This window comes from Nonomuraea sp. NPDC049504 (genome assembly GCF_040676845.1).
GTDB lineage: Bacteria > Actinomycetota > Actinomycetes > Streptosporangiales > Streptosporangiaceae > Nonomuraea > Nonomuraea salmonea.
In genome coordinates, this window is sequence record NZ_JBFAPT010000045.1 from 24378 (window position 1) to 47829 (window position 23452).

Consider the following 23452-nt stretch of genomic DNA (forward strand, 5'->3'; position numbering starts at 1 on the left):
GATTGCAACAGAAGGTATCCGTGTAGGGACGTCCGGGTATATGTCTCAGATGCTCGGCAGCGGCGCGATCAACGAGGGGCGAATCTCGTGCCGCCCACGCGCCGCTGAGGCACAGCGCCTCCCTTGAACTGGATGGATGGGGTTTACAGCAGGCGCGGATACGAAGCGGAGTTTCGTTACCCGTGATCGGGTTCTGGATCGTTGAACAAGAATTCGGCTGCCTTGATCACGGGGTGGACGGACTCGAGGACGAGTGCTCGCTGGGCGGGGGTGTGCCGGCCGGAGTAGCCGGCGGTTGTCTGGTAGGACTCGTGGCCGGCGATCAGTTGCATGACTCCTGGGGCGACGCCGCCGTCGCGAAGCATGGTGATCATGGTGTGGCGAAGCGCGTGCGGGGTGATGTGTTTGGCCAGGCCGCGCTGGCGGGCGAGTTCGAGGGCGGGTTGGAGCACGGTGTTGCGCTGGTTGGCGTAGTCGATGTAGCGGCCTCCGCTGCCCTGGAAGAGGGGCTGGTCGGGGCGCTTACCGTCCGCGTGGCGTGCCAGAAGCATGGCCAGTTGGTGGCAGATGGGCACCTCGCGCTGCTTCTTGCCTTTCGGATAGGGCCTGAGCTGCCATTGCTTGCGGCCGGTCGTCTCGTTCAGCAGGTAGGCGTAGGTCTGGGTCACATGGATCAGGCCGCCGACCGGATCCAGGCCGGAGACATGAAGTCCGGCGATCTCGCCCCAGCGCAGGCCGGTGACCGTTTCGGTCAGGACGAACAAGGCGGTCTCGGGGTCGAGGTCGTGGACCGCCCGGAGGTAGACGCCCAGCTCGGGCCCGTACAAGATAGGCCGCGCGGTCACGGAGCCGGGCGGCAGGCGAAGGCCCTCGCAGGGAGAGGAGGCCAGCAGCGGTGGTTCACCGTCCTCCCCCTGTTGCGTGGCGGCTCGGAAGACCGGCTTGATCGCGCCTCGGTAGATCCGTTCCACGGTGGCCGGCGAGAGCGTCCTCGGGCTTGGTGGTGCGGGTGTGGGCGAGCCTGCCTCCCGCCACTGCCGCAGCACGCCGGGCGGTACGCGTCCGGTCTTCTTGACCGTGATGTCGCGGCCCTGTGCCCATCGGCGTGCCGCCTGCTCATCCGAAAGGGGCCGGCTCGGCTGGTGCTCGTTGCGCGCGGATGGTTTGGTGAGCATCCATTCCACCCATTCCCGCAGCACACGACGAGTGACCCGATCCAGTGGCAGGTGCCCGAAGAACGGAAAGACGTGCCGCTCCGCCTCGGCCAGATAGTCCAGGCGCTGGGTGGGGGCGGCGCCGAGCCGGGTGACGTAGTTGTGGCGGGCGTACTGCTCGAAGGTCGGCATGTCCGTATCGAGGATGCCGTCGAAGTGCGGGTCCCTGATGCCATGACAGCCCTTGGGGTAGCCGTGCGGCCGGTTCTCTCCGCTGAGCTCGACCAAGGCCGCGAAGTCTTCGGCGATCTGCCGTTCATAGCACGTCTCGAAGTCTTCCTTGCCGCTCCTGCCCCCGCCGATGCGCCACTTCACCAGCCATGATGTCGCGCCGTTCTTAGCCTTACGCTCGCTCGATGATCCGCGCCATGTTGCTCCTCCCCGCGTTCCCGCGGACGCATGGTGGCGGAGAGCGCAGGAGGGGAGCGGCTATGACGCGCGTCGACAAGAGGACTTTCACCAGCGCATGGTGAGATGCGGGAACATAGGGGGAACATGATCTTCGAGGCGGTCTCACCAGGCCGTGGCGCCATGCCGACAAAGCGCTTTCGACCTGCGGTGATGTGTGGTAGGGCGCCCGGGGCTCGAACCCGGAACCTACGGATTAAAAGTCCGCAGCTCTGCCAATTGAGCTAACGCCCCTAGCAACAGCAAGGGTACAGAGATTACCGCGCTGTCCGCGACGCCACCATCACCGGTAAGCCGCCAGCCCGGTCAGCGCCTCTCCCAGCACCAGGGTGTGGATCTCCTGGGTGCCTTCGTAGGTCAGCACGCTTTCCAGGTTGTTCATGTGCCTGATCACAGGGTACTCCAGGGTGATCCCGTTGCCGCCCAGGATGGAGCGGGCCTGGCGGGCGATGTCGAGGGCGGCGCGTACGTTCGCCAGCTTGCCGAAGCTGATCTGCCGGGGCTCCAGGGTGCCGGCGTCCTTGAGGCGGCCGAGGTGGAGTGCGGTGAGGCCGGCCTGGGCGAGGCCGACGTACATCCAGGCGAGTTTCTCCTGGGTGAGCTGGAACGCGCCGATCGGCTTGTCGAACTGGACGCGGGTCTTGGCGTAGTCGACGGCGGCCTCGAGGCAGGCGCGGGCCGCGCCGGTGACGCCCCAGACGATGCCGTATCGGGCCTCCGACAGGCAGGAGAGCGGGCCGCGCAGGCCCGTGACGCCGGGCAGGACGGCGGAGGCGGGCAGGCGTACGTCGTCGAAGTAGAGGGAGGAGGTGACGGACGCCCTCAGGGACATCTTCTTGTGGATCTCAGGGGCGGTGAAGCCGGGGGTGCCGGCGGGGACGACGAAGCCGCGTACGCCGTCGTCGGTCTGCGCCCAGACGACGGCCACGTCCGCGATGGAGCCGTTGGTGATCCACATCTTGGAGCCGTTGAGAATCCAGTCGGAGCCGTCCTTCTTCGCGTACGTGCGCATGCCGGCCGGGTCGGAGCCGTGGTCGGGCTCGGTGAGGCCGAAGCAGCCGATGGCCTGACCGGCGGCCATGCGCGGCAGCCATTCCTCCTTCTGCTCGTCGGAGCCGTACTTCCAGATGGGGAACATGGCGAGCGAGCCCTGCACGGACACGAACGAGCGCAGCCCGGAGTCGCCGGCTTCGAGCTCGCGGCAGGCGACGCCGTAGGAGGTGGCGTCGGTGCCGGCGCAGCCGTACCCCTGGAGGTGCATGCCGAGCAGGCCGAGCGAGCCGAGCTCCGGCGCGAGCTCGCGCGCGGGGAAGACGGCCTCCTCGAACCAGTCTCCGACGTGCGGAAGGACGCGGTCGGCGACGAAGGACCTGACGGTGTCGCGGATCAGCCGCTGGTCGGCGTCGAGCTCGTCGTCCAGGCGCAGCAGGTCGTCCATCGCGGGGCCCTCTCCCTCGGCTAGGGGACTACCAGGGTTCTACCAGGGCCAATCCTGATGTGCGAACACCAGGGCGCCGGGCAGTCTTGAGGCATGAGCGAATACAACGTCAAGAAGCTGCGCAGGACTCACAAGGGCCGGATCATCGCGGGCGTCTGCTCGGGCATCGGCGAGTACGTCGGGATCGACGCGAACCTCGTGCGGATCGGCCTCGCGATCGCGACGCTGTTCGGCGGGCTGGGCGTCGGCGTCTACGCGATCGGCTGGCTGCTCATGCCGGACGAGGAGCACGACACCTCGATCGTCCAGGACCTCATCGCCAAGCAGCAGCAGAGCAAATCGACGACCGACTGGAGCGGCGAGCACAAGCCGCAGCCGTGATCAGGCGGTGGCCTGGGCGCGTACCCGGCCCTTGCCACGGGACTCGGCCCACACGAGAGAGAGCGCGGCGGCGCTGACCACCCCGGCGACCCCCGCCATGGCGACCACAGGCTCAGGGCCGAGTCTCTCGGCGGCGAACCCGCCCACCAGGATCCCCACCCCCTGGACGGCCATCAGCCCCGACTGCACGAGGCCGAACGCCTGACCGCGACGTTCGGCCGGTACGTGCTGCACGAAAGCGGCATTGGCGGCGAGCTGGTACGCCCCGCCGATCCCCGACAGAACCCACGCGACGAGCACGACGGCCAGCGGTGGCTTGATCGCGGTGATGATGAGCGGCGCGCAGCTCAGGATGGCCATCCACCCCATGAGCCGCAGCCGCCGCGCAGGTGAGACGAACCTGCTGAAAAGGAACGCCCCCACGACCGTCCCCGCGGGCATGGCGGCCATGAGCAGCCCGGTGATCACGGGTGCGGGCAGGTCGTCGGTGGCGAGCCGGGCCGCGTAGGGGGCGGCGATGCCCTCGGGCAGGATGTAGAAGCCGCACAGCCAGGCGAACAGGACGAGCGTCCGCAACTGCCGCGAGCCGAACACCAGCCGGGCGCCGCTCGCGGTCATGTGCCACATGGACGGCTTGGCGCCGTCGGTGTGGGGGGCGGAACGGCGGCGGACGCCGGAGACGATGATCAGCGCGGAGCCGAGGAAGGTGGCCGCGTCGAGGGCCAGCGCGCGGTAGGGGCCCATGCCGGCGATGAGCGCTCCGCCGGCCGCGAAACCGAGCATCTGTACGGCCTGGTTCGTCATGTTCTGCAACGCCGAGCCGATGACGTACGCGTCGCCGTCGAGCACCTCGGGCAGCAGCGCCGCCCGCGCGGCCGAGAAGGGGGCGCTGAGCAGCACCACCAGGAACACCAGCGCGCACAGCGCCCAGAACGGCACGCCGGGGATCGCCATCACGGCCACCAGCGCCGCCCTGATGAGGTCGCAGGTCAGCATGACGCCGCGGCGCGCGAACCGGTCGGCCAGCCCGGCCAGCAGCGGCCCGCCGACGATGGAGGGCAGGTAGGTCAGCGCGTAGACGGCGGCGGTGGCGAGCGGGGACCCGGTGCGGTCGAAGACGAGTACGGCGAGCGCGACCTGGGCGAGCTGGTCGCCGAGGAGCGACAGGCCCTGGCCGTACCAGAGGGAGCGGAACTCCCGGATGGCGATGACTTCCCGATATGTGACTTGTGCTGCTTCTCCGGCACGGCGATGCCGTCCCGGGTGCCGTCGCGCCCGCATGGCCCCCATTGGACTCCGCTGTGCCTGACTCAGGGTGTTCGCTATGTCACCTAAGGTGCCCGACCGAGCCCGTCTGCCGCAACCGGAAGCAGCCAACCAAAAGCAAAGGGTTACCAGCCCAATTCGTGAAGGCGGGCGTCATCGATGCCGAAGTGATGCCCGACTTCATGGATGACCGTGATGCGGACCTCGTCGATCACGTCCTGTTCCGAGTCGCAAATCTCACATATCGGATTGCGGTAGATCTCTATCCGGTCGGGCAGAACCGCTGAGTACCAGTCGCCGCGTTCGGTGAGGGGGACCCCGGTGTACAGGCCGAGCAGATCAGGCTCAGGCGCATCATCGACGACGGTGACGACGACGTTGCTCATGGCACGGGTGAGGTCGGTGGGGATCGTGTCCAATGCCTCGGCCACGAGTTCCTCGAATCTCTGCCGCGATACCTCGATCACACTTGCCATTCTGCCCCGTCGTTCAGGTAAGCAAGAATCTGTATGAAGTTCGTGCAGAGGTCAAAGGTCATTCTCCGGTCACGAGCCGCAAAGGCCGTGGTCGTCCTCTTCGTGGCCGCGGTGGGCGCGTGGCTCGGGATCTTCCTCAGCGGCACCGTGACCACGCAGGTGGGCCCGGTGGAGACCGGGATGTCCCTGCGTCCCGCCTGGCACGGCGAGACCGTCGTGGACGCCAGCCCGCTCGGCACCCTCACCTTCCGCACCCACAGTGCGCCCCTGCGGTTGCGCATCACGCTCGAGAACATCGACCAGGAGCGCGCCAAGGCCCTCATCGAGGACCCCCGGCTGGCCGACCGCCTGCCTGGGATCATCGAGGAGGATCTCCTCGGCGGCGTGCGCGCCCTCCTCGTCCGCTCACTGCTGTGTGCGGGGGCCGGGGCCCTCGTCGCCGTCCTGCTCGTCCATCGGCGCCCCAGAGTGGCCCTGATGGGCCTTCTGGCGGCCTCTGTGGCCCTTTCCGCCACGGGAGTGCTGGCGGTCCTCACGTTCCGCCCCAACTCGCTCGTGGAGCCGCGCTACTCGGGTCTGGTGGCCGCGGCGCCGTCGCTGGTCGGCAGCGCGGAGTCGATCGTGACGCGTTTCGAGTCGTATCGGTCGCAGCTCACCAAACTCGTGACGAACGTCTCGAAGCTCTACGAAACGGTCTCCACCCTGCCCCTGTACGAGGCCGACCCCAAGACCATCAGGGTTCTGCACGTCAGCGACATCCACATCAACCCCATCGCCTGGAACGTCATCCGCTCGCTCAAGGACCAGTTCGCCGTCGACATGATCATCGACACGGGCGACATCTCCGACCACGGCACCAAGGCGGAGAACAAGTTCGTGGACGAGATCAGCGGGCTCAAGGTCCCGTACGTGTACGTACGCGGCAACCACGACTCGATGACGACCCAGAAGGCCGTGGCCAAGCAGAAGAACGCCATCGTCCTCGACGACAGCAGCAAGGAGGTCGCCGGCCTGACCATCTACGGCCTCGGCGACCCCCGCTTCACCCCGGACAAGACCACCGACGCCTACTCGAACCCCCAGGCACTCGGCGAATTCGCCCGAGCCCACCTCGGCAAGGTGGGCAAACCCGACCTGATCGCCGTACACGACCCCGACGTCGCCCGCGGCTTCACCGGCCTCACCCCCATGATCCTGTCCGGGCACACCCACGCCCGCCGCACGAACATGCTCCCGACCGGCACCCGCATCCTCATCCAGGGCTCCACCGGCGGCGCCGGCCTGCGCGCGCTCGAACACGCCCAGCCCACCCCCGTCCAGGCGTCCGTCCTGTACTTCGACAAGGAGACCAGACGCCTGCGGGCCTGGGACGACATCACGCTCGGCGGGCTCGGCGAGCAGTCGGTGTACATCCAGCGTCACGTGGAGCCCGACCCGCAACGTATGATTTCCCCGGAGCCAACGAACGCCCCGTCGCCAACGGGAACGATCACAGGCACCGGGTCATCGACCGCCGGTCCGCCACTTTGGCATCAGGGGCAATCGTCCCCTATGCTTCAGAGGTCTCCGACGGAAGGCGACAGGGAATCCTGAGCCCCCATCGTCTAGCGGCCTAGGACACCGCCCTTTCAAGGCGGCGGCACGGGTTCGAATCCCGTTGGGGGCACTGCGAGCGCCTAGCGCACCGCGAAACGGCTGGTCTCAAGACCACCGAAGAGCTGGTAAGCTAAGCGAGCGCAAACAGCAAGAAACGCAAGGTCCTGTAGAGCAGTTTGGAGTGCTCGCCACCCTGTCAAGGTGGAGGTCGCGGGTTCAAGTCCCGTCAGGACCGCTCTGGGTCAGGTAGCTCAGTTGGTACGAGCGTCCGCCTGAAAAGCGGAAGGTCGGCAGTTCGACCCTGCCCCTGACCACCAGCTTCGAACAGCCAGAACGCCCCGAACGGATCATCGTTCGGGGCTTTTTGATTGCACTGACAGCAGCGCCATGCGTCACTCGGAGAAGATCCTCGAGAAGGGCGAGGCGGCGAACGCGTTGTCGGGCCTGGCGGTCAATCCTGCGCTGCCGGAGAGCCTCATGCTCCGAAAGCTCCAGCCGGAAGCGGCAGCGGATGCGCTGCCGTACCTCGCGGGGCGGGCCGAGCTGCCGGAGCCGGTGGTGACCTGAGCCGGTGGTGACCTGAGGCTGTCAGCCGCCGAGGTCGTGGGTGATCCAGCCGGGGGTGTCGAAGCGTACGGGCTGTTTGCCCACCAGCGTTGTCAGGTGGGCTTCGAAGGCTTCCAGTTCGGCGGCGCCGATCTGACGGGCCCACTGGTCGCGTAGCTCGTCGAAGATCGCTTCTCCCTGGTGCAGGACCTCGAAGCCCAGCGGGGTCACCTGGAGGCGTTTGCGGCGGGCGTCGTTCGGGTCGGTGTCGCGGGCGACGTAGCCGCGTTCCTGCAGGACCGCGATGGTCCTCGCCGCCGACTGCTTGGAGATGGACAGGCGGCGGCCCAGCTCTGAGGCACTGTCGGCGCCGGCGGCGATGGCTCGCATGGCGAAGTCGTGGACGGGGCGCACGTCCTCGTGGCCGCGCCGGGCCAGCTCGGCGATCGCGGCGTCCACCAGTGTGCGGAAGCCTCCCAGCAGCAGCAAGGCGAGATCGGCGCCAGAGCGAGACATGGGGAGAAGCCTACGGCACCCGTTTGGACAAAGGACAGTCTAGGTGTCTAATATTCGACACCTTGCCTGTCTATTTGAGGAGAGCCATGACCGTCACGCCAGCCGGCGCCACGCTGCCGGACGTCACCCATCACCGCGTCGCGGTCAACGGGACCACGCTGCACTACGTCGCCGCCGGCACCAGTGGCTCCCCGATCCTGCTGGTCCACGGGTTTCCCGAGACCTGGTGGACCTTTCACAAGCTCCTCCCTCTGCTCGCGGCCGATCACCGGGTCTTCGCCGTCGATCTGCGCGGGTTCGGCGACTCGGACAACGGGCCGGGCGAGTACGACAGCGCGACCGCGGCCGAAGACCTCCACCTGCTGATCGAGCACCTCGGCGTCGGCCCGGTCCATCTCACGGGACAGGACATCAGCGGCGCGACCGTCTTCCGCCTGGCCACCACGCACCCCGACGACGTGCTCAGCCTCACCGCCATCGAGATGGGTCTGGCCGGGTTCGGCCTGGAAACGCTGGCCGACGTCACCCGCGGCGGCGCCTGGCACATCGGGGCACTCGCCGCACCCGGCATCCCCGAGCTGCTGCTGGCCGGCCGCGAGCGCGAGTTCCTCGGCCGGTACGCGTTCCCCGCCATGACCGCCACCCCTGGCGCGTTCACCGACGCCGACCTCGACGAGTTCGCCCGCGCCTACGCCCGGCCGGACGGCTGGCGCGGCGCGATCGGCCTCTACCGGTCGATGCTGCGGGAAGGCTCGGAGATCAGGGCCCTCGCGGCGGCTCCCGGGCTGCGGACGCCCGTGCTGGCGGTCGGCGCCCGCGGCGGGCCCTTCACGGCGGACACCATGTCCCAGGCCGCGTCTACCGAGATCAGGTCCGTGCACCTCGACGGTGTGGGCCACTACGTCGCGATGGAGGCCCCTGAGGCGCTGGCGAAGGCGTTCCTCGACTTCATCGAGGGCGTCTGACCGTACAAGTGCGGCGGGCCTAGGATGACGCGGATGATGGGGAATCGAACCTATCGCGTCGTCGATGGTGAGCGCATCGAGGGAGTCTTCCGGCCGGTTTTCATTCGGAACGGCGACACCCACTACCTGAGCGAACTCAAGGTCTTCGCGGACGGTGCCATCTATTACTGGGAGTGGGGCGACCTTGACGGGCTTCGCGCGAAACTCGAGTCGGGCTGGGTGGCGACGACTTTCGACGAAGGAGCCAGGGCGAGCGTTCACCATCTGGCGAGCTGGCGCTTCGACCAGGTCAATGCCTGGATCACAGCCGAGGAACTGCTCGGGGAGGTCGCCGATGCGATCGAGCGGTTGAACGGGCGTCCCGATTCCACGGATCGGTGCATCTCGGCGGCGCTGCGCTACGTCGATTCGCGTACGGAGGCCGACCGGCTCGCGCTGCGCACCGCCTACGCGGCCATTCCGGCGCATCTTCGCGTCTACGCACTCGGCGACATGGACGCCCGTGACCTTCCGCTGCGCGTGCTCGCCTCGGAAGTGGGTGAGACATGGGACGAGGACGTCTATTTCGCGTTCGAGGACGGCAGTGAGGCATTGGACGATGACGGCGCCGTCACCGAAGAAGGCCGGCGAGCTGCATTCCAGTACTTCGCGGAGTGGCGGCGACCTGATCAGGACGTGGCCGCAAGGCGGGAGGCCGAAGCTCAGTCGCCGACCGTGATGCTCACCTACGGCCGTCCGATGTACCCGCGTGCGCACGGGCTGCGCAACGAATTCCCCGCCTCGATCAAAGTCGCCGATGCCGTCTATCCGACGGTCGAGCATGCCTACTGGGCCTTGTCCACGGACGACGAAGCCGCGCGCGAACGCATCCGTACGGCACCGAACGCCAGGGAGGCGCACGACATCGCGGTCGCAGCTGAACGGCGGCCGCACTGGCCGGACGTGCGTCTCCTGGTGATGGCCGACCTGCTGCGCGCGAAGTTCGCCCAGCATCCGGATCTGGCCGAGATTCTCCTGGCCACGGGCGACGGAAGAATCCATTACGCGCACGCCACCTCGGAATTCTGGGACATCACCGACGCCGCCGGACGCAATTGGCTGGGCCGGCTCCTCGAACTGGTCCGCGCCGAACTCGTGGCCGACCGCATCGGCTTCCGTACGGCCCAGTGGTGGGTCAAGCGTCCTGGACGATGAGGGCGGCCTCGGTGCGTTCTCTTTCGAGGGCCTGGCGGATGGCGGTGAATTCGGTGGTGTGCTCTTTCAGGGCGGTGGTCTGCAGTTCTCGTTCCGCGCCGGACCAGATGGTGACGAGATTCGTCTGTTCCTTACAGGCGACGTCGGCCACCGCGGCGGCGGTTTCGGTTTGGGACGTGCTCGGGTCCTGCCAGCGCTCGTCGGCGGCCGCGGCGAGCGGGTCGGGGTAGTCCTTCTGGCCGCGGGCGCGCAGGCACGATCGCCAGGCTTCGAACGCCGACCTGACGCGGGCGTCCTTCGTCCGGGTCTGTTCGAAGATCTCCCGTTCCAGGCGGGTCAGGAGAGGGGAGTCGGCGGCGGTGACGTAGACGCGGGCCGTGCTCCGCTGGATGCAGTCGTTGGCCGCCGACTGCTCCGTCCTGGTGCGGGGGCCGCCGCGGGCGCGGTCCGCGCGTTCGCGTTCCTTCTCGGCGGTGGTGTACGGGGCCTGGTAGCCGGCCTGCTCGGCCACGACGGGCTCGATGACGCCGTAGCGGCGGCGGTTGGGGGCCTCGACCACGGGGATCGCGGGCAGGGGCGTCCGGTCGTACCCCTTCTGCTTCAGACACACGCTGGTCAGGACGTCCACGGCGCGTTCGGCGCGTTCGATGTCGGCCTCAGTGCGCTTGTAGGCGTCGAAGGGCAGGCGGAGTGCCCGTGCCTCGACGGACGGATCGATGACGGGCGGCGCGGGCGCCTGCGGGGCGGGGGCCGCGCACGCGGCGGCGGACATCAGCGCCAGCAGCGCGCAACCCCGCGCCCATCGTGCGGTGCTCAGGCGCAGGGAACGGTCCTGAAACGCAGAGATTCGACGGTGTTGTCGAACCCGTTGTTGGTGAAGTCGCTGTCGTTGCTGCGCGGGGCGGCGTAATACCTGACACCGGTCAGGTTGTCGCCGCTGTAAAGGTCGATGCCCGAGTAGGAGGCGTTGGCCATGGAGCTGGCCTGGTTTTCCAGTGCGCCCAGGTCGTCACGGACCTGGGTGACGCAGGTGACGTCTTTGCGTGCGCCTTTGTAGTCGTCGTGCTCCCAGAACGTGATGAGATTCCGGTCGACCATCTGCGCTTCCGCGGGGGTGACGGTGAGTGCGGAGAATGACGTGATCAGAGTGATGCCGGCAATCGCGAGTTTCCTCATCGACCCTCTTCGCGTGGGGGAGCCGGGCGCTCCGGCCCGGAGTTGATGTCGATCTTGGCAATAAGTCTTGACGATTGTCAACCGTCGGTTTGCAGGCGTGCTGAGCTGCGGTAACGCCGGTACGGCCTCCGCGAATGCGCAGACCGCGCAGGCGGAGGACTGCCTCAAGGTGGTCGAACTGGGCTTCACCAGTGCCCTGCAGCCCTACGCCAAGGTGAAGAAGCCAGGCGCATCCGTTCGCGACATTCGACAGGGTGGAGATTTGCTGAGACCGCGCAGGTCATGACGCCACAAAGGTCTGCGTACGGCGGCCCGCATCACCGGAAGCGACCGGTCCTCGCCCAACGGCTGGATGATCTTTAGCAGGACGGGCATGACGAGGTCCGGCTCACCGCTGATCGCCCGGACGGCGTGCGCGGCGCGGCCCCGGGTCCAAGCGTCCTTGCTGCCCAGCAGCCATCGGACCTGCGGCAGCAGCGGCCCGGCCCGCCGGTCCGATGGCGGCCACCCGTCAAGCACGCGGCCAACGTACCGAGGCTGGCTAGGATGCGGCGATGGGATGGGAAGCGCTTGAGCAGTGGGGTACGGACGTTCGCCGGGTTGAGCCGTTCACACGAGGCGTCGCCAACGACGTGTGGAGCGTGCGCGTTGATGGGCGGCTCGCGGTGGGGCGGCTTGGTAGCCGGAGTGACGATGATCTTGCCTGGGAGACTGAGCTGCTGGTTCATCTCGATCGGGCGGGGTTGAGTGTGCCGGTGCCCGTCCCGACCATGGACGGGCGGTTGTTCGTGGATGGGCTCGTGGTGATGTCCTACGTGGAGGGCCGGGCGCCTGAGACGACGGATGACTGGCGGCGGGTGGCTGAGGTGCTTCGGGAGGTGCATCGGTTGACGGCCGAATGGCCGCAGCGGCCGGGGTGGCGGTCGTCTACAGACCTGCTGCACGCCGAGAGCGGGACGAAGGTCGATCTGCGGGAGATGCCGGCGGAGGCCGTTGCTCGGTGCCGGGCGGCCTGGGCGCGGTTGGCGGGGCGGGCCACGTGTGTGGTGCATGGTGATCCCAATAATGTGGGCAATGTCCTCATCAGTGGAGATCGGGTTACCTTGATCGACTGGGATGAGGCGCATGTCGATGTGCCTGAGCTTGATCTGGTGCTGCCAGACAATGCCGCCGGGCTCGATGAGCACGCGTACGACGTCGCCTGTCAGGCGTCGGCGGCGTGGGAGGCCGCGGTCTGCTGGGATGACGACTACTCGGTCAAGCGGCTCGCCGAGGTGCGGGCGATCTGACGCGATAGGTGGCCGGGACACTCCGGAGACGTGGCGGAACAGCCGGGCTTCGCTGGTGAAGCCCGAGCGGGCGGCGATGACGCTCACCGGAAGCGTGGCGAGTGCGGGGTCGGTCAGGGCGCGCCGGCTGTGTTCGAGGCGGCGGCGCCGGATCCAGCCGCGGAGCGACACCTGCGTCAGGTCGGGTTTCCTCGACAACCCCGACGTCTGAGGGAAGCCGGGCCCGATGTGGGGCGGGCCCGGCTGCCCGACCAGGGTCAGCGGAGGGTGCAGGTCGTGCCGTTCAGGGTGAAGACGCGGGGCAGGACGTTCGGGCCGGTGTAGTTGCCGACGAAGCCGATCGACGCCGTGGCCCCCGTTCCGAGCGCCGGGTTGGCGGGCTCGTTGACGGCGCGGACCTGGCCGCCGTCCTCCGTCCACACGGCGCTCCACCCGCTCCCGAAGCTCTGCCAGGTGCGTGGCCAGGTGAAGGAGAGGGTCCAGCCGTCGAGCGGGGCGCCGTGGTTGGTGACGTCGAGGGCGCCGACGTAGCCGCTGGCCCAGTCGGACTGGACGGTCAGCTTCACGCTGCACGTGCTGGTCGCCGGGGTGCCGGTGGTGAAGGTGAGCGGGAGGGACGGGTGAGATTGGGCGCCGGCGTGGGTGCGGGCGAGCACGTTCACGGTGTAGCGGGTGCCGGGCTCAAGGTTGCGTACGGTCAGTTTGGTGCCGGAGGTCTCGCCGAGCTGCTCGGTGACGGCGCCGTGCTGGCGGACCAGCTCGTACTTGGCGACGCCGGGGACGGCGGGCCAGGTGATCGTGGCGGTGGTGTCCGTGACGGCGGTGAGCTTCGGCCGGCCAGGCGTGCCGGGGCGGGCGGCCTGCGGCTTCGCGGGCCGCAGGATGACGGTGGTCATCGAGAGCGGCGGGAGCGTCTGCGCGGTCGCGCTGCCGGTCGAGCCGGTGGTGATGGCGGTGGCGCCGTTGGTGTGGCTCAGCACGGTGGGGGCGCCGGCCGCGGGGGAGAAGCCGGTGTAGTCGAGTTCGACCGGGTACGACGTGTCGGCCGAGGTGTTGAGCAGCAGGACGGCGAGGTCGCCGTTGGGCCGCCGGGCGGCGTGGGCCTGGACGTCGGGCCTGGAGGCGGCGGCGCGGATGAACTGGTCGCCCGGCCTGGCGAACGTGCCGACCATCTGCAGCGCGTAATAGGGCGCGAAGGGCGTGTTGAGCGGCGGCTCGCAGACGCTGCCGTCGGCGGTGCAGCCGGCGCTGGACAGCAGGCCGAAGTCGCCGTAGTCGGTGTGTCCCGCGACCTCGGTGACCTCGCCGATGCCGTTGTGCACGTTCCACCAGTCCACCGTGAACACGCCGCCGGCCAGCAGCGTCGCGTACGCGTCGGCGGCGGCCAGCGCGCCCGGCTGGGTGTTGGTGCCGTTGCTGCTCGACCCCGTGTTGAACTCGGTCATCGCAATGCCGATGCGCTCGGCGCCGGGCCCCGCGTACGCGGCGATCTGCTCGCGGGTGAGCTGGATGATGTCGGGGACGTGGCCGGTCTTGTCGAGGGCGCCCGGATACCAGTGCAGGATCACGAAGTCGATCTTCGAGCCGGCGGTGGACAGGACGACCTGGTTCCACGAGCCGGTGTCGCCCTCGGCCACGATGGCGTCCGGCCAGTTGGCGGGGGTGGTCAGCACCGCGCCGATCTTGATGGTCGGGTCCACGGCCTTCATCGCGTCGGAGTAGGCGACGACGTGCCGGGCGTACTCGTGCGGGCTCTTGTCCTCGTGGTCGTCGGCCTCCCAGGCGGCGCCGTAGTGGCCGTTGCCGTAGTTCTCGTTGCCGATCTCCCACAGCTTGACGCCGTAGCGCTTGGTGACGTTGGCGTAGCGGACCCAGGCGGCGGCCTCCTCGGCGGTGCCGGTGCCGTAGTTGGCGGTGACCATGGGCTGCGCGCCGGTCCTGCGTACGCCGGCCATGAACGTGTCGAAGTCGGTGTTCGGCGCCACGTAGCCGCCGGGGGCGGTGTGGTCGGCCCAGTGGTAGATGTCGGAGTAGGAGCCGCCGGGATAGCGCAGCAGCTTCACGCCGGCGTCCTTGAGCAGGTCGGCGGTGGCGTTCGTGCCCAGGTTCGTGTCCCAGATGGCGTGGTTGGTGCCGATGCCCGTCTCGGGGACGGCGGCCAGGCCCGCGCGGGCGTTGACGGTCACGGCCACGGGTTCGTCGTCGGCCGCGTACGCGGTCGCAGGGGCGTTGAGCGCGGTCAGCGTCAGCAGGACGGCCAGCGCGGCTCGTAACGGGACTTTCGGCATCGGGCGCACCTCATGCTGGGAAGGGGACACCGGGAAAGCAGTGCGATCATCAGCGGCTCGCCGCGCGCCCGTCAATCGCAGCTGAAACTTTCACGAAATGTCCCGGATGCCATGATGGACGGCATGTTGAAGGCTGCGGGGCTGGACGAACTGGAGGAACGGGTCTACCGGGCACTCGTACGAGCAGGCGAGGCCGACACCCCGGGTTTGGCCGCCGAGCTGGGCGCCGGGGAGGCGGAGACGGCCCGCGCGCTGGCCGGGATGCGCGAATCGGGGCTGGTCAGAGAGGCGGCGCCGGGCAGGTTCGCGCCCGTGGCGCCCGAGGTGGCGCTGGGACCCCGGCTCGTACGCGGCCAGGAGGCCATCGACTGGGCCCGCCAGGCGATCGAGCAGCTCTCGGAGGAGTATCGCGCGAGCGCCCGCAGGCGCGACGCCCACCGCCTGATCGAGGTGCTGCCGAGCCGGGCCGCGCTGCGCGAGCAGGTACGCCACCTCCAGGACAGCGCCCGCGAGGAGGTCCTGTACTTCTGCCGCGCCGGCCACGTGGTGATGCCGTCGCAGGACAACGACGAGGAGCTGCAGGCGCTCGGCAGGGGCGTGGGTTACCGGGTCATCTACGAGCGGGCCCTGCTGGAGGAGCCCGGCATGGTCGCCAACGTGGCGTACGGGATCAAGCTCGGCGAGCAGGCCCGCGCCGTACGGACGCTGCCGGTGCGGATGATGATCGCGGACCGGGAGACCGCGCTGCTGCCGCTGGTCCAGCACGTCGGCGGGATGACGGAGCTGACGGCCGCGCTGGTGCGCGACAGCAGCCTGCTGGAGGCGCTGATCGCGCTGTTCGAGGCGCAGTGGGAGCGGGCGACGCCCATCAGGTTCTCGGAGGACGGCCAGGTGGCCGACACCGGGTCGTGCCCCCTGGACGCCGACGAGCTCTATCTGCTGTCACTGCTGGTGGCCGGCGTGCCGGAGAAGACGATCGCGAGCCAGCTCGGGCTCAGCCTGCGTACGGTGCAGCGCCGCGTCTACCACCTCATGCGGCTCGCGGGCGCGCAGACCAGGATGCAACTTGCCTGGCATGCGGCCCGCGAGCACTGGTTGTGATCGGTCAGCGCACGCCGTACGCCCTGGTCACGGTCTGCTCGAACCGGCTGCCCCGGTCGCCCGTCACGGTGACCCGCAGCGAGACGCCGGTGTCGGTGCGCTTGTGCGCGACGAGGCCGGAGTAGCGGCCCTGGCCGAGCGGCAGCACCGGGATGCGCTTCCAGGTCTTGCCGTCGTCGTACGACAGCTCGGCGCTCAGCGTCTTCGCCCCCTTGGCGGTGAAGCCGAGCGGGACCGGGAGCGTCCTCGGCACCCTGCCTTCGAGGTCGGCGGGGATCGTGTAGTCCACGCCGAGCAGCGGCAGCTCCTTGGTGCCCTCGGCGCGGCCCGACCTGAACGTCCACGCCGACTCGGTCGCCGTGGCGTAGCGCCAGTTCTCGGAGGTGCGGGTGGTGGACAGCTCCAAGCGGTACTCGGCGTCCTGCTCGGCGGCCGGGTAGGTGCCGCTCAGCGTCGCGCGCTCCTCCTCCAGCTTGCCGTCGCGGTAAAAGCGGGCGGCGGTGGTGTCCTTGTCGCCGCTGCCGCCGGCGTACCCGATGTGCCCGGCGGCGTCCACGAACTCGGGCGCCTCGACGCTCAGCACGTCACCCGTGCGGCTCGCGCTCTGCGCGACCGGCCGGACGACCGGCGCGAACCAGGTCTCCCTGACCGTCTCGCCGGCCCGGTACGTCCGGGGCACGTCGGTCAGCCCGCCACGCAGCCGCGAGTTGGACTCCCAGGTGAGCATGTGCTGCACGATGTGCTGCCATTGGGTGTCGCCCGAGCTGACGTACTCGGCCCTGCGGTTGCCGGTCGGCAGGTAGCGCTGGGTCTCCATCTGGTTGTCGAGGCTGTACTGCTGCCAGGGCCGCCAGCCGAAGCGCTGGTCCTTGCCGTACCGCTCGCCGCCCGACTCCTGGTAGTGGGAGTCGACGAGGGCGGTGTTGCGCCAGTTCACGTCATGGACGATCTTCTGGGGCACGTGGCCCTGGGAGACCTGCATGACCTCGTACAGGTACGGGGTCTGGAAGCGGCCCGTCACCTGCAGCGTGCCGCCGCCCTTGCGCACCCGGTCGAGCAGCGCCTGGCCGCGGTCGTGGGTGATCATCAGGGTGGGCAGCGGGTCGCGGGCGCCGGTGGGGTTCCACGGCTGCCACATCGCGCGCCCGTCGGGGCCGACCACGATCACCGCCACCGCGCCGGCCGCCTTGAGGCCGTCGATCTTGCTCGACCAGTCGCCGAACGAGGTGCTGGTGATGACCGCGGCCTTGCCCTTGAGCTTGCCGCCCGCGTCGCCGTCGGCGAGCTTCCAGTGCTGCGTGCCGGAGATCTCGGGAGACCTGATCGTCGGCCTGACCACCAGGTCGTCGCGGCCGAGCCGGGCGCTCACCCGGGGCGCGGCGAGCTGCCAGCGTGAGGCGAACTCGAACGTGCCGTTCTTGACCGGCGCCGTCGGGGTGACGGCCAGGCCCTCGACGGACGGGAAGTTCATCGCGCCGAGCGCGATCTTCCTGTTCCCGTACGTGCGGTAGGTGAAGTAGGTGGCGATGCCGTCCTGGATCACCGGCTGCGAGGTCCTGATCTCGATCGGCACGGCGGTCCTGGCGTCGAGCACGACCTCCATGTCCTGCCGCAGCTGCAGCTCGGGGAAGACCATCAGGGTGTCCATGGGCAGCTCGTCGCTGGTCTCGCCCATGATGGCCTGGGTGTGGTAGGTGCCCTCGGGCATCTCGACCGTCCAGCCCTCGGCCTCGTCGAGGATGTAGCCGTAGGCGTCGTCCCTGCTGGAGGCGCCGTACATCATGATCACCGGGACGCGGGACGGCTGCCCGTCGCGGCCGATCGCGGTGAAGTGGACCTTGTGCATCTTGCCGCGCCTGGTCAGCGCCAGCGTGGTGTGCGCGAGCGCGGAGCCGTCCGCGGTGGTGGCGGTGACGTAACCGGCGTGCCTGCCGTGCTGGAGCTTGGCGAGGTCCACCTGGAGGTCCACGGTGGCGCTCGCGCCCGGCTCGATCGTGACGGTGGTGGCCGACAGGGTCAGCGCGCCGTCGCCGGGGGCGGTGCCGTCCAGGTTGGACAGCGCACGGGTGAGCGTCAGCGTGGCGGGGGAGTCGCCGGCGTTGCTGTAGGTGATCGTGCCGGACGGGACGGCGGTGCCGTCGTCCTCGAAGATGCCGAGGCTCAGCGAGGCGGTGGCGGTGACGGTCTGGCGCAGGGCGCGCGTCACGTCGAGGCGGCCGCCGCCCTGCTCGAACGGGGTCTGCCCGTCGATCGTCTTCGCCGTGGACACCAGGGCGTCCTTGAGCCGGCCCGCCTTCCAGTCCGGGTGGCGCTGGGCGAGGATCGCCGCCGCGCCCGCCACGTGCGGCGTGGCCATGGACGTGCCGTTGAGCCGGGTGTAGAGGTCGTCGACCGGGGTGCCCAGGGTGGTGCCCGAGGCCCTGGCGGCGGTGATGTTCACGCCGGGCGCGGTGATGTCCGGCTTGATCGCCTCGTCCAGGCGCGGGCCCCGGCTGGAGAAGGAGGCGAGCGCGTCGTCGCCGTCCACGGCGCCGACGGTCAGCGCCGAACTGGCCGCGCCGGGGGAGCCGACCGTGTAGTCGTCGCCCTCGTTGCCCGCCGCGATCACGAACAGGCTGCCGGTCTCCTCGGTCAGCCGGTCCACCGCGACGCTGAGCGGGTCGGTGCCGTCGGTCGCGCCGCCGCCGAGGCTCATGCTGACGATGTCGGCGCCGCTCTCGCGCGCCGCCCACTCCATGCCGGCCAGCACCTGCGACTCGGATCCGCTGCCGCGCTTGTCGAGCACCTTGCCGATGGCCAGCTGCGCGCCAGGGGCCACGCCCTTGCGCTGCCCGCCCGCGCCGTTGCCGGTGCCCGCCACGGTCGCGGCGACGTGGGTGCCGTGGCCGTGCTCGTCCTTCACCGATTCGTCGTCGGTGAAGTTCCTGGTCTCGGTGATCTTGCCGGTGACGTCGGGGTGGTTCTCGTCGATGCCGGTGTCCAGCACGGCGACCTTGACGCCCGTGCCGTCGTACCCGTCCTGCCACGCCTGCGGCGCGCCCACCTGCGGGACGCTGTGCTCCAGCGTCGCGTGCACCTTGCCGTCGAGCCACACCTTGGCCAGCCCGTCGCGCAGCCTCGGCTCGCCCGACGCGCTCCACAGCGTGGGCAGGTCGTCCTTGTCGGCACGCATCGTGGCGGCGTTGACGCTGCGCAGCGTGACGCCCTTCGCGGCGCCGTCGCGGTAGGACAGGATGAGCGGCAGCACGTCGCTGCTCTCGTCGTCGTAGCCCTGCTCGATCAGCTCGCCGACCGAGAACAGCCGCTCGTCCACGAGGCCGCGCGACAGGTACGGCACCATGTCGGCGGGCGTGACGACCAGGTCGCCGTTCTCCTCGCGGGTGAAGAACCTGACGTCCTCGCGGCCCTCGGCCGGTTTCACGGTCGCGGCGCGCTTCCCGCCGGCGAACTCCTGTACGGTGACCACGTCACCGGTGATCAACGTCACCCGGTGCTGCTCCCCGCCGCCCGGCTGGCCTGGCTCCGCGGCCTGGGCCGGAGCCGCGAGCAGCGCCAGGCCCACGCCGGTGGCGGCGAAGAGGGGGATCCATCTCATGAACGAACCGATCTTTCGTGCGGCTTTACCCGTTCAAGAGAATGGGGGATCCTGCCGGTCAGAAGCAGTCGAACAGCCTGGTCAAATGACGACATGTCGCGAACATGACAGCAGGGCTGGGGCTCAGTTGTCCTTGTAGAGGCGGGTGGCTTGGCGCTCCCGTCGGGCCGGTCACCGCGACGCCCGCCTGGTCAGGCCGGCAGCTCCCGCCGCTTGGGAGTGACGCTGGCCAGCAGCAGGAGCAGGGCGGCCTGGGCGAGCATGCCGGGCGCGAGGGGCGGCGCGCCGCCGACCGACTTCGTCAGTGCCGACCACCACTGCGACAACGGCGACAGCGAGTCCCAGTCGGGGTCCATCGCGCCCATGCCGTGGTTGGCCACCACGTGCATGAGGACGCCGTACGCCGAGGCCAGCAGCACGATCACGGCGAGCACGCGCACCACGGTGAGCGCGGGCCCCGCGTCACGCAGGGCGAGCATGAGCAGCGCGACCGCGAGCAGCGCGATGGCCACCCAGGGGATCAGCTGGGGCGGGGTCTGCCAGTGGCGCTCGAAGGCCAGCTCGAGAGCGGCGCCCACGATACCGATCGCCACCAGGGCGAGCAGCCCGAGCCGCAGCATCGCGGTGCCTGCGGATCCGCGGCGGCGGCTGGGCCGCGCGGTCGTTCGTGAGGAGGTTGAGGTCATGTGCGGGGACCACCGTCCGGTACGAGGGGTCTTCGTCCCCTCCAAGGTCGCCGTGCATCCTCAGATATTTCTCAGTGGAATGTGAAGATCTGGTGAGAAGTGCAGCTAGGAAGGCCGGGTGGCGAGGTCGAAGACACGTATGAGCTCCTCTGCCCCGGCCCGCGGATCGTCCGCGAGGGCGAGCGCCTCGATGGAGCCCCGCAGCGCCGCGCTCATCACCTCGGCGTCGAACGCACGGAAGGCCCCCTCCCGCTGGCCCTCCGCGAAGAGCCCGGCGGGCCACCCGTCGGAGCCCGGCTCGGAGGTGTTGCAGACGATCTGCCGCAGCGCCCGTACGCGCTCGGGCCGGGCGGCGGCGAAGTCCAGCCGCCCCCTGATGTACGCCGACAGCCGCTCCCGCACCCCCGAGACCCCCGAGGCCGCCCGCCGGATGAACGCCGCCTCCTCCTCCCGCACCACCCGCGCCACGGTCGCCAGCAGTTCCTCCTTGTCGGCGAAGTGGTAGGAGATCAGCCGCTTGCTGCTGAGCCCCGCCTGCCGGCAGATGGCGTCGTAGCTGGTGCCGGCGAACCCCCGCCGCGCCAGCACGACGATCGTGGCCGACGTGATCTGCGCCCGGCGCACCTCGGACACCGGCAGGCGCCTCGCGGGGACTCCCATGCCTGCACACGTTCCACGCCGCGGCTCGGGACATCCCCAGGGACGCTTAAAGCGCGGATTTCTCTGGTTCACGCCGCCGATGCGCCTACCCTGGTACGCGCCGCACCGGAGACTCCCGGAGAGACCCCCCATGGCCAAATCCACGCCCCCGCAAGCCACCCACGAGCCGGGCACGTACGCGGGCGCCCTCGCGGGCGACCCCGACGCTCCCGCAGGCCCCGTGACCAGGGCCGACCCGGCCACGGCCGAGCGGGCGCCGTACCGAGGCACGCCGGCCGCGCGGCGGCAGCTCGCCGGGCTCGCCTTCGCCGCCCGCAGGCTCGCGCGCGGCGACGCGGGCGTCGCGCCGGCGGTCGCCGTCGTGTACGTGGCGGGCGGCGACGAGGAGCTCACCCTGCGCCGCGTGCACCAGGCGCTGCGCGAGCTGGGCGGCGACGTCGTCAGAGGCAGCGTGATCTTCACCGGCAGCCTGTGGCAGGCGGTGCTGACCGTCTTCAAGCGGCAGGCCGGCGCCGGGCGCGTCGAGTCGGCGGTCGGGCTGGCCGTCTCGGCGGGGGAGAACAAGCTGTACTTCGAGACCCAGGCGGCGATCACCAAGACCAACGCAGAGGCGATCGCCATGCTGCTGGACTCGCTGGGCGACGCCACCATCGGCCTGGTCTTCGTCGGCAACCTGCTGGCCATGAAGATCGACGGGACGACCGTCGGCATGGAGCTGACCCCGCGGCAGGCGGCCTACCTGCGCGACAATCCGGCGCTGCACCGAGACCCCGCCGCGGCCCTTGAGGCCATGGAGCGCATACGCGTACAGGGGGCCTGACGCGCCGCGGCCGGAGGTCGGTGGCTCACATGTTGATCATGTGACCCGCGAGCCCGTGGACGGCCTCCTTGACGGCCTCGCCGAGCGTCGGGTGGGCGTGGACGTTGCGCGCCACCTCGTGCACGGTGAGGTCCCACTGCTGCGCCAGCGTCAGCTCGGGCAGCAGCTCGGTGACCTCGGGCCCGATCAGGTGCGCGCCGAGCAGCTCGCCGTGGGTGTCGTCACTGATGATCTTCACGAAGCCGGCCGTCTCGCCGAGGCCGTGGGACTTGCCGTTGGCGGTGAACGGGAACTTCGACACCTTGACGTCGTAGCCCAGCTCGCGGGCCTGCGCCTCGGTGTGGCCGAAGCTCGCCACCTGTGGCTGGCAGTAGGTCGCGCGCGGGATCATCACGTAGTCGAGCTCCATCGTCTCGGCGTCCGCGATGGTCTCGGCGGCGATGATGCCCATCGACTCGGCCGCGTGGGCCAGCATCAGCTTGGCCGTGACGTCGCCGATGGCGAAGATGTGCGGCACGTTGGTGCGGCACCGGCCGTCGACCGCGATCGCGCCGCGCTCGGTCAGCTCGACGCCGGTCTTCTCCAGGCCGTAGCCCTCGACCCGCGGCTGGAACCCGATGGCCTGCATCACCTTGTCGGCCTCCAGCACCTGCGTCTGGTCGCCGCGCGTGACGGTGACCTTGACGGAGGAGCCGTTGTCCTCGATGGAGTCGACGCGGGTGGAGGTCAGCACCTCGATGCCGAGCCGCTTGTAGCGCTTGGCCAGCTCGGCCGAGACCTCTTCGTCCTCCAGCGGCACGATGCGGTCGAGGAACTCGACGATCGTCACCTTGACGCCGTAGTTGTGCAGCACGTACGCGAACTCGACGCCGATCGCGCCCGCGCCCGCGATGATGATGCTGCTGGGCAGCTCCTCGGAGAGGATCTGCTCCTCGTACGTCACCACGCGCTCCGACAGCTGCGTGCCGGGGATGAGCCGGGTGGTCGCGCCGGCCGCGATGATGCAGTGGGCGAACGTGATGGTCTCGCCGTTGACCTGGAGCGTGTTGGCGTCGAGGAACGTGCCGCGCCCGTCGTACTCCGTGATGGCGTTCTTCTTCATCAGGTAGTGAACGCCCTTGACCCGCCCGTCGGCCACCTTGCGGCTGCGCTGGAAGGCCGCGCCGTAGTCGAAGGTGACCTCGCCGCTGATGCCGAAGGTCTTGGCCTCGTGGTGGAAGATGTGGGCGAGCTCGGCGTTGCGCAGCAGTGCCTTGGACGGGATGCAGCCCACGTTCAGGCAGACGCCACCCCAGTACTTCTCCTCGACGACCGCGGTGCGCAGGCCGAGCTGGGCGGCGCGGACCGCGGCCGTATAACCTCCAGGACCCGCGCCGAGGACGACGACGTCATAGTGAGTGCTCATGAGTCGGACCATACCGCCCGGGCGTACCTGCCCCTGACCTCAGACCTCCACCTTGTACGGCAGGCTGAGCTCATCTGCGGGAACGCCCCGGATGCCCCAGTTGTGCGTGGGCATCTCGATGATCGTGATCTCAACGTCCTCGGGATCGTACCCCGATCTGGCGTAGATCTCGCGAATCAGCGCCTTCTTGGCCTCGGTGCTGCGCCCGGTGAAGCAGACGATCTCGATGATGAGATAACGCTCACTCCGCTGCGGGCAGACGAAGTCGTCGGCGTCGAGCAGCAGGAACCGGTGGAACCGCTTGTCCTCGGGCAGCCCCCACGCCTTCACCAGGCACGCCTGGATGAGATCGGAGACCTCACGCTGCCGGCCGGCCCACACGTCCCGGCGGCCGTACACCTTCACCTGCGCCATGCCGCCACTATAGAGGGC

The 23452-nt window shown here is 69.4% G+C and carries 22 protein-coding genes and 4 tRNA genes; 12 read left to right on the plus strand and 14 right to left on the minus strand.

The genetic code is table 11. The features are described from left to right. Positions 1-176: 176 nt before the first annotated feature. The 3 genes from AB0K28_RS47610 to AB0K28_RS47620 all read right to left on the minus strand — a co-directional run bounded on the left by AB0K28_RS47610 (position 177) and on the right by AB0K28_RS47620 (position 3060). Complete coding sequence (locus AB0K28_RS47610) at positions 177-1529, minus strand: site-specific integrase (RefSeq protein WP_364384146.1); 1353 nt, start codon at positions 1527-1529, stop codon at positions 177-179. Between the two features lie 251 nt (positions 1530-1780). Then, positions 1781-1856, minus strand: a tRNA-Lys gene (locus AB0K28_RS47615). A gap of 49 nt (positions 1857-1905) precedes the next feature. Further along, positions 1906-3060 (minus strand): acyl-CoA dehydrogenase family protein, encoded by a 1155-nt coding sequence (locus AB0K28_RS47620; protein WP_364384149.1) that lies wholly within the window; start codon positions 3058-3060, stop codon positions 1906-1908. 93 nt (positions 3061-3153) lie between these two features. On the opposite strand from AB0K28_RS47620, the gene AB0K28_RS47625 reads away from it, so the two are divergent. Continuing rightward, positions 3154-3441 (plus strand): PspC domain-containing protein, encoded by a 288-nt coding sequence (locus tag AB0K28_RS47625; RefSeq protein ID WP_345391491.1) that lies wholly within the window; start codon positions 3154-3156, stop codon positions 3439-3441. Here the strand turns inward: AB0K28_RS47625 and AB0K28_RS47630 are convergent, their stop codons facing one another. Continuing rightward, complete coding sequence (locus AB0K28_RS47630) at positions 3442-4722, minus strand: MFS transporter (RefSeq protein WP_345391488.1); 1281 nt, start codon at positions 4720-4722, stop codon at positions 3442-3444. Positions 4723-4832: 110 nt separating this feature from the next. Beyond that, complete coding sequence (locus tag AB0K28_RS47635; protein WP_345391485.1) at positions 4833-5174, minus strand: metallopeptidase family protein; 342 nt, start codon at positions 5172-5174, stop codon at positions 4833-4835. 96 nt (positions 5175-5270) lie between these two features. Here AB0K28_RS47635 and AB0K28_RS47640 point away from each other — a divergent pair, with 96 nt between their 5' ends. The 5 genes from AB0K28_RS47640 to AB0K28_RS47660 all read left to right on the plus strand — a co-directional run bounded on the left by AB0K28_RS47640 (position 5271) and on the right by AB0K28_RS47660 (position 7346). Further along, positions 5271-6776, plus strand: a complete 1506-nt coding sequence (locus AB0K28_RS47640) for a metallophosphoesterase (protein WP_364384154.1) — start codon at positions 5271-5273, stop codon at positions 6774-6776. After that, positions 6777-6849, plus strand: a tRNA-Glu gene (locus AB0K28_RS47645). Between the two features lie 90 nt (positions 6850-6939). Continuing rightward, a tRNA-Asp gene (locus AB0K28_RS47650) sits at positions 6940-7014 on the plus strand. Between the two features lie 5 nt (positions 7015-7019). Then, a tRNA-Phe gene (locus tag AB0K28_RS47655) sits at positions 7020-7096 on the plus strand. 70 nt (positions 7097-7166) lie between these two features. After that, positions 7167-7346: a hypothetical protein gene (locus AB0K28_RS47660; protein ID WP_364384157.1), complete on the plus strand. Its 180-nt coding sequence runs from the start codon at positions 7167-7169 to the stop codon at positions 7344-7346. 21 nt (positions 7347-7367) lie between these two features. On the opposite strand, the gene AB0K28_RS47665 is transcribed toward AB0K28_RS47660, so the two are convergent. Further along, positions 7368-7841 carry a MarR family transcriptional regulator gene (locus AB0K28_RS47665; RefSeq protein ID WP_364384160.1) on the minus strand — a complete coding sequence of 158 codons (474 nt, stop codon included), beginning with the start codon at positions 7839-7841 and terminating at the stop codon, positions 7368-7370. 86 nt (positions 7842-7927) lie between these two features. Here AB0K28_RS47665 and AB0K28_RS47670 point away from each other — a divergent pair, with 86 nt between their 5' ends. Both AB0K28_RS47670 and AB0K28_RS47675 read left to right on the plus strand, forming a co-directional pair. Further along, the gene (locus AB0K28_RS47670) at positions 7928-8806 is read left to right on the plus strand and encodes an alpha/beta hydrolase (RefSeq protein WP_364384163.1); all 879 of its coding nucleotides are present in this window, start codon (positions 7928-7930) and stop codon (positions 8804-8806) included. A gap of 33 nt (positions 8807-8839) precedes the next feature. Next, on the plus strand, positions 8840-10000 hold the full coding sequence (locus tag AB0K28_RS47675; protein ID WP_364384166.1) for an NADAR family protein: 1161 nt from the start codon (positions 8840-8842) through the stop codon (positions 9998-10000). Here the strand turns inward: AB0K28_RS47675 and AB0K28_RS47680 are convergent. Continuing rightward, positions 9981-10772 carry a hypothetical protein gene (locus AB0K28_RS47680; RefSeq protein WP_364384169.1) on the minus strand — a complete coding sequence of 264 codons (792 nt, stop codon included), beginning with the start codon at positions 10770-10772 and terminating at the stop codon, positions 9981-9983. The two genes, AB0K28_RS47675 and AB0K28_RS47680, sit on opposite strands and share 20 nt — an antisense overlap. A 41-nt stretch (positions 10773-10813) precedes the next feature. Continuing rightward, a complete protein-coding gene (locus AB0K28_RS47685) occupies positions 10814-11176 on the minus strand; it encodes a hypothetical protein (protein ID WP_364384172.1) in 363 nt (120 codons plus the stop codon). Between the two features lie 67 nt (positions 11177-11243). Here AB0K28_RS47685 and AB0K28_RS47690 point away from each other — a divergent pair, with 67 nt between their 5' ends. Together AB0K28_RS47690 and AB0K28_RS47695 are read left to right on the plus strand one after the other, a co-directional pair. Continuing rightward, positions 11244-11462, plus strand: coding sequence for a hypothetical protein (locus AB0K28_RS47690; protein WP_364384175.1), 219 nt, complete (start codon positions 11244-11246; stop codon positions 11460-11462). Positions 11463-11730: 268 nt separating this feature from the next. After that, positions 11731-12465, plus strand: a complete 735-nt coding sequence (locus tag AB0K28_RS47695) for a phosphotransferase (RefSeq protein ID WP_345391454.1) — start codon at positions 11731-11733, stop codon at positions 12463-12465. Between the two features lie 257 nt (positions 12466-12722). Here AB0K28_RS47695 and AB0K28_RS47700 read toward each other — a convergent pair whose 3' ends face one another. Further along, entirely contained in the window at positions 12723-14753 is a 2031-nt protein-coding gene (locus AB0K28_RS47700; protein WP_364384178.1) for a cellulose binding domain-containing protein, read from the minus strand. Between the two features lie 123 nt (positions 14754-14876). Between AB0K28_RS47700 and AB0K28_RS47705 the strand changes: the two genes are divergently transcribed. Further along, a complete protein-coding gene (locus tag AB0K28_RS47705; RefSeq protein ID WP_364384181.1) occupies positions 14877-15854 on the plus strand; it encodes a helix-turn-helix domain-containing protein in 978 nt (325 codons plus the stop codon). Positions 15855-15858: 4 nt separating this feature from the next. Here the strand turns inward: AB0K28_RS47705 and AB0K28_RS47710 are convergent, their stop codons facing one another. The 3 genes from AB0K28_RS47710 to AB0K28_RS47720 all read right to left on the minus strand — a co-directional run bounded on the left by AB0K28_RS47710 (position 15859) and on the right by AB0K28_RS47720 (position 20795). Beyond that, on the minus strand, positions 15859-19449 hold the full coding sequence (locus tag AB0K28_RS47710; protein ID WP_364384184.1) for a S8 family serine peptidase: 3591 nt from the start codon (positions 19447-19449) through the stop codon (positions 15859-15861). Positions 19450-19640: 191 nt separating this feature from the next. Continuing rightward, complete coding sequence (locus tag AB0K28_RS47715) at positions 19641-20135, minus strand: hypothetical protein (RefSeq protein WP_345391442.1); 495 nt, start codon at positions 20133-20135, stop codon at positions 19641-19643. Positions 20136-20240: 105 nt separating this feature from the next. Continuing rightward, positions 20241-20795, minus strand: coding sequence for a TetR family transcriptional regulator (locus AB0K28_RS47720; RefSeq protein WP_364384187.1), 555 nt, complete (start codon positions 20793-20795; stop codon positions 20241-20243). Between the two features lie 130 nt (positions 20796-20925). On the opposite strand from AB0K28_RS47720, the gene AB0K28_RS47725 reads away from it, so the two are divergent. After that, positions 20926-21615: a hypothetical protein gene (locus AB0K28_RS47725; protein WP_364384190.1), complete on the plus strand. Its 690-nt coding sequence runs from the start codon at positions 20926-20928 to the stop codon at positions 21613-21615. Positions 21616-21640: 25 nt separating this feature from the next. Here the strand turns inward: AB0K28_RS47725 and lpdA are convergent, their stop codons facing one another. Continuing rightward, positions 21641-23020 (minus strand): dihydrolipoyl dehydrogenase, encoded by a 1380-nt coding sequence (gene lpdA, locus AB0K28_RS47730; protein WP_345391433.1) that lies wholly within the window; start codon positions 23018-23020, stop codon positions 21641-21643. 39 nt (positions 23021-23059) lie between these two features. Beyond that, positions 23060-23434 (minus strand): tautomerase family protein, encoded by a 375-nt coding sequence (locus tag AB0K28_RS47735; protein ID WP_364384193.1) that lies wholly within the window; start codon positions 23432-23434, stop codon positions 23060-23062. Between the last annotated feature and the right edge of the window lie 18 nt (positions 23435-23452).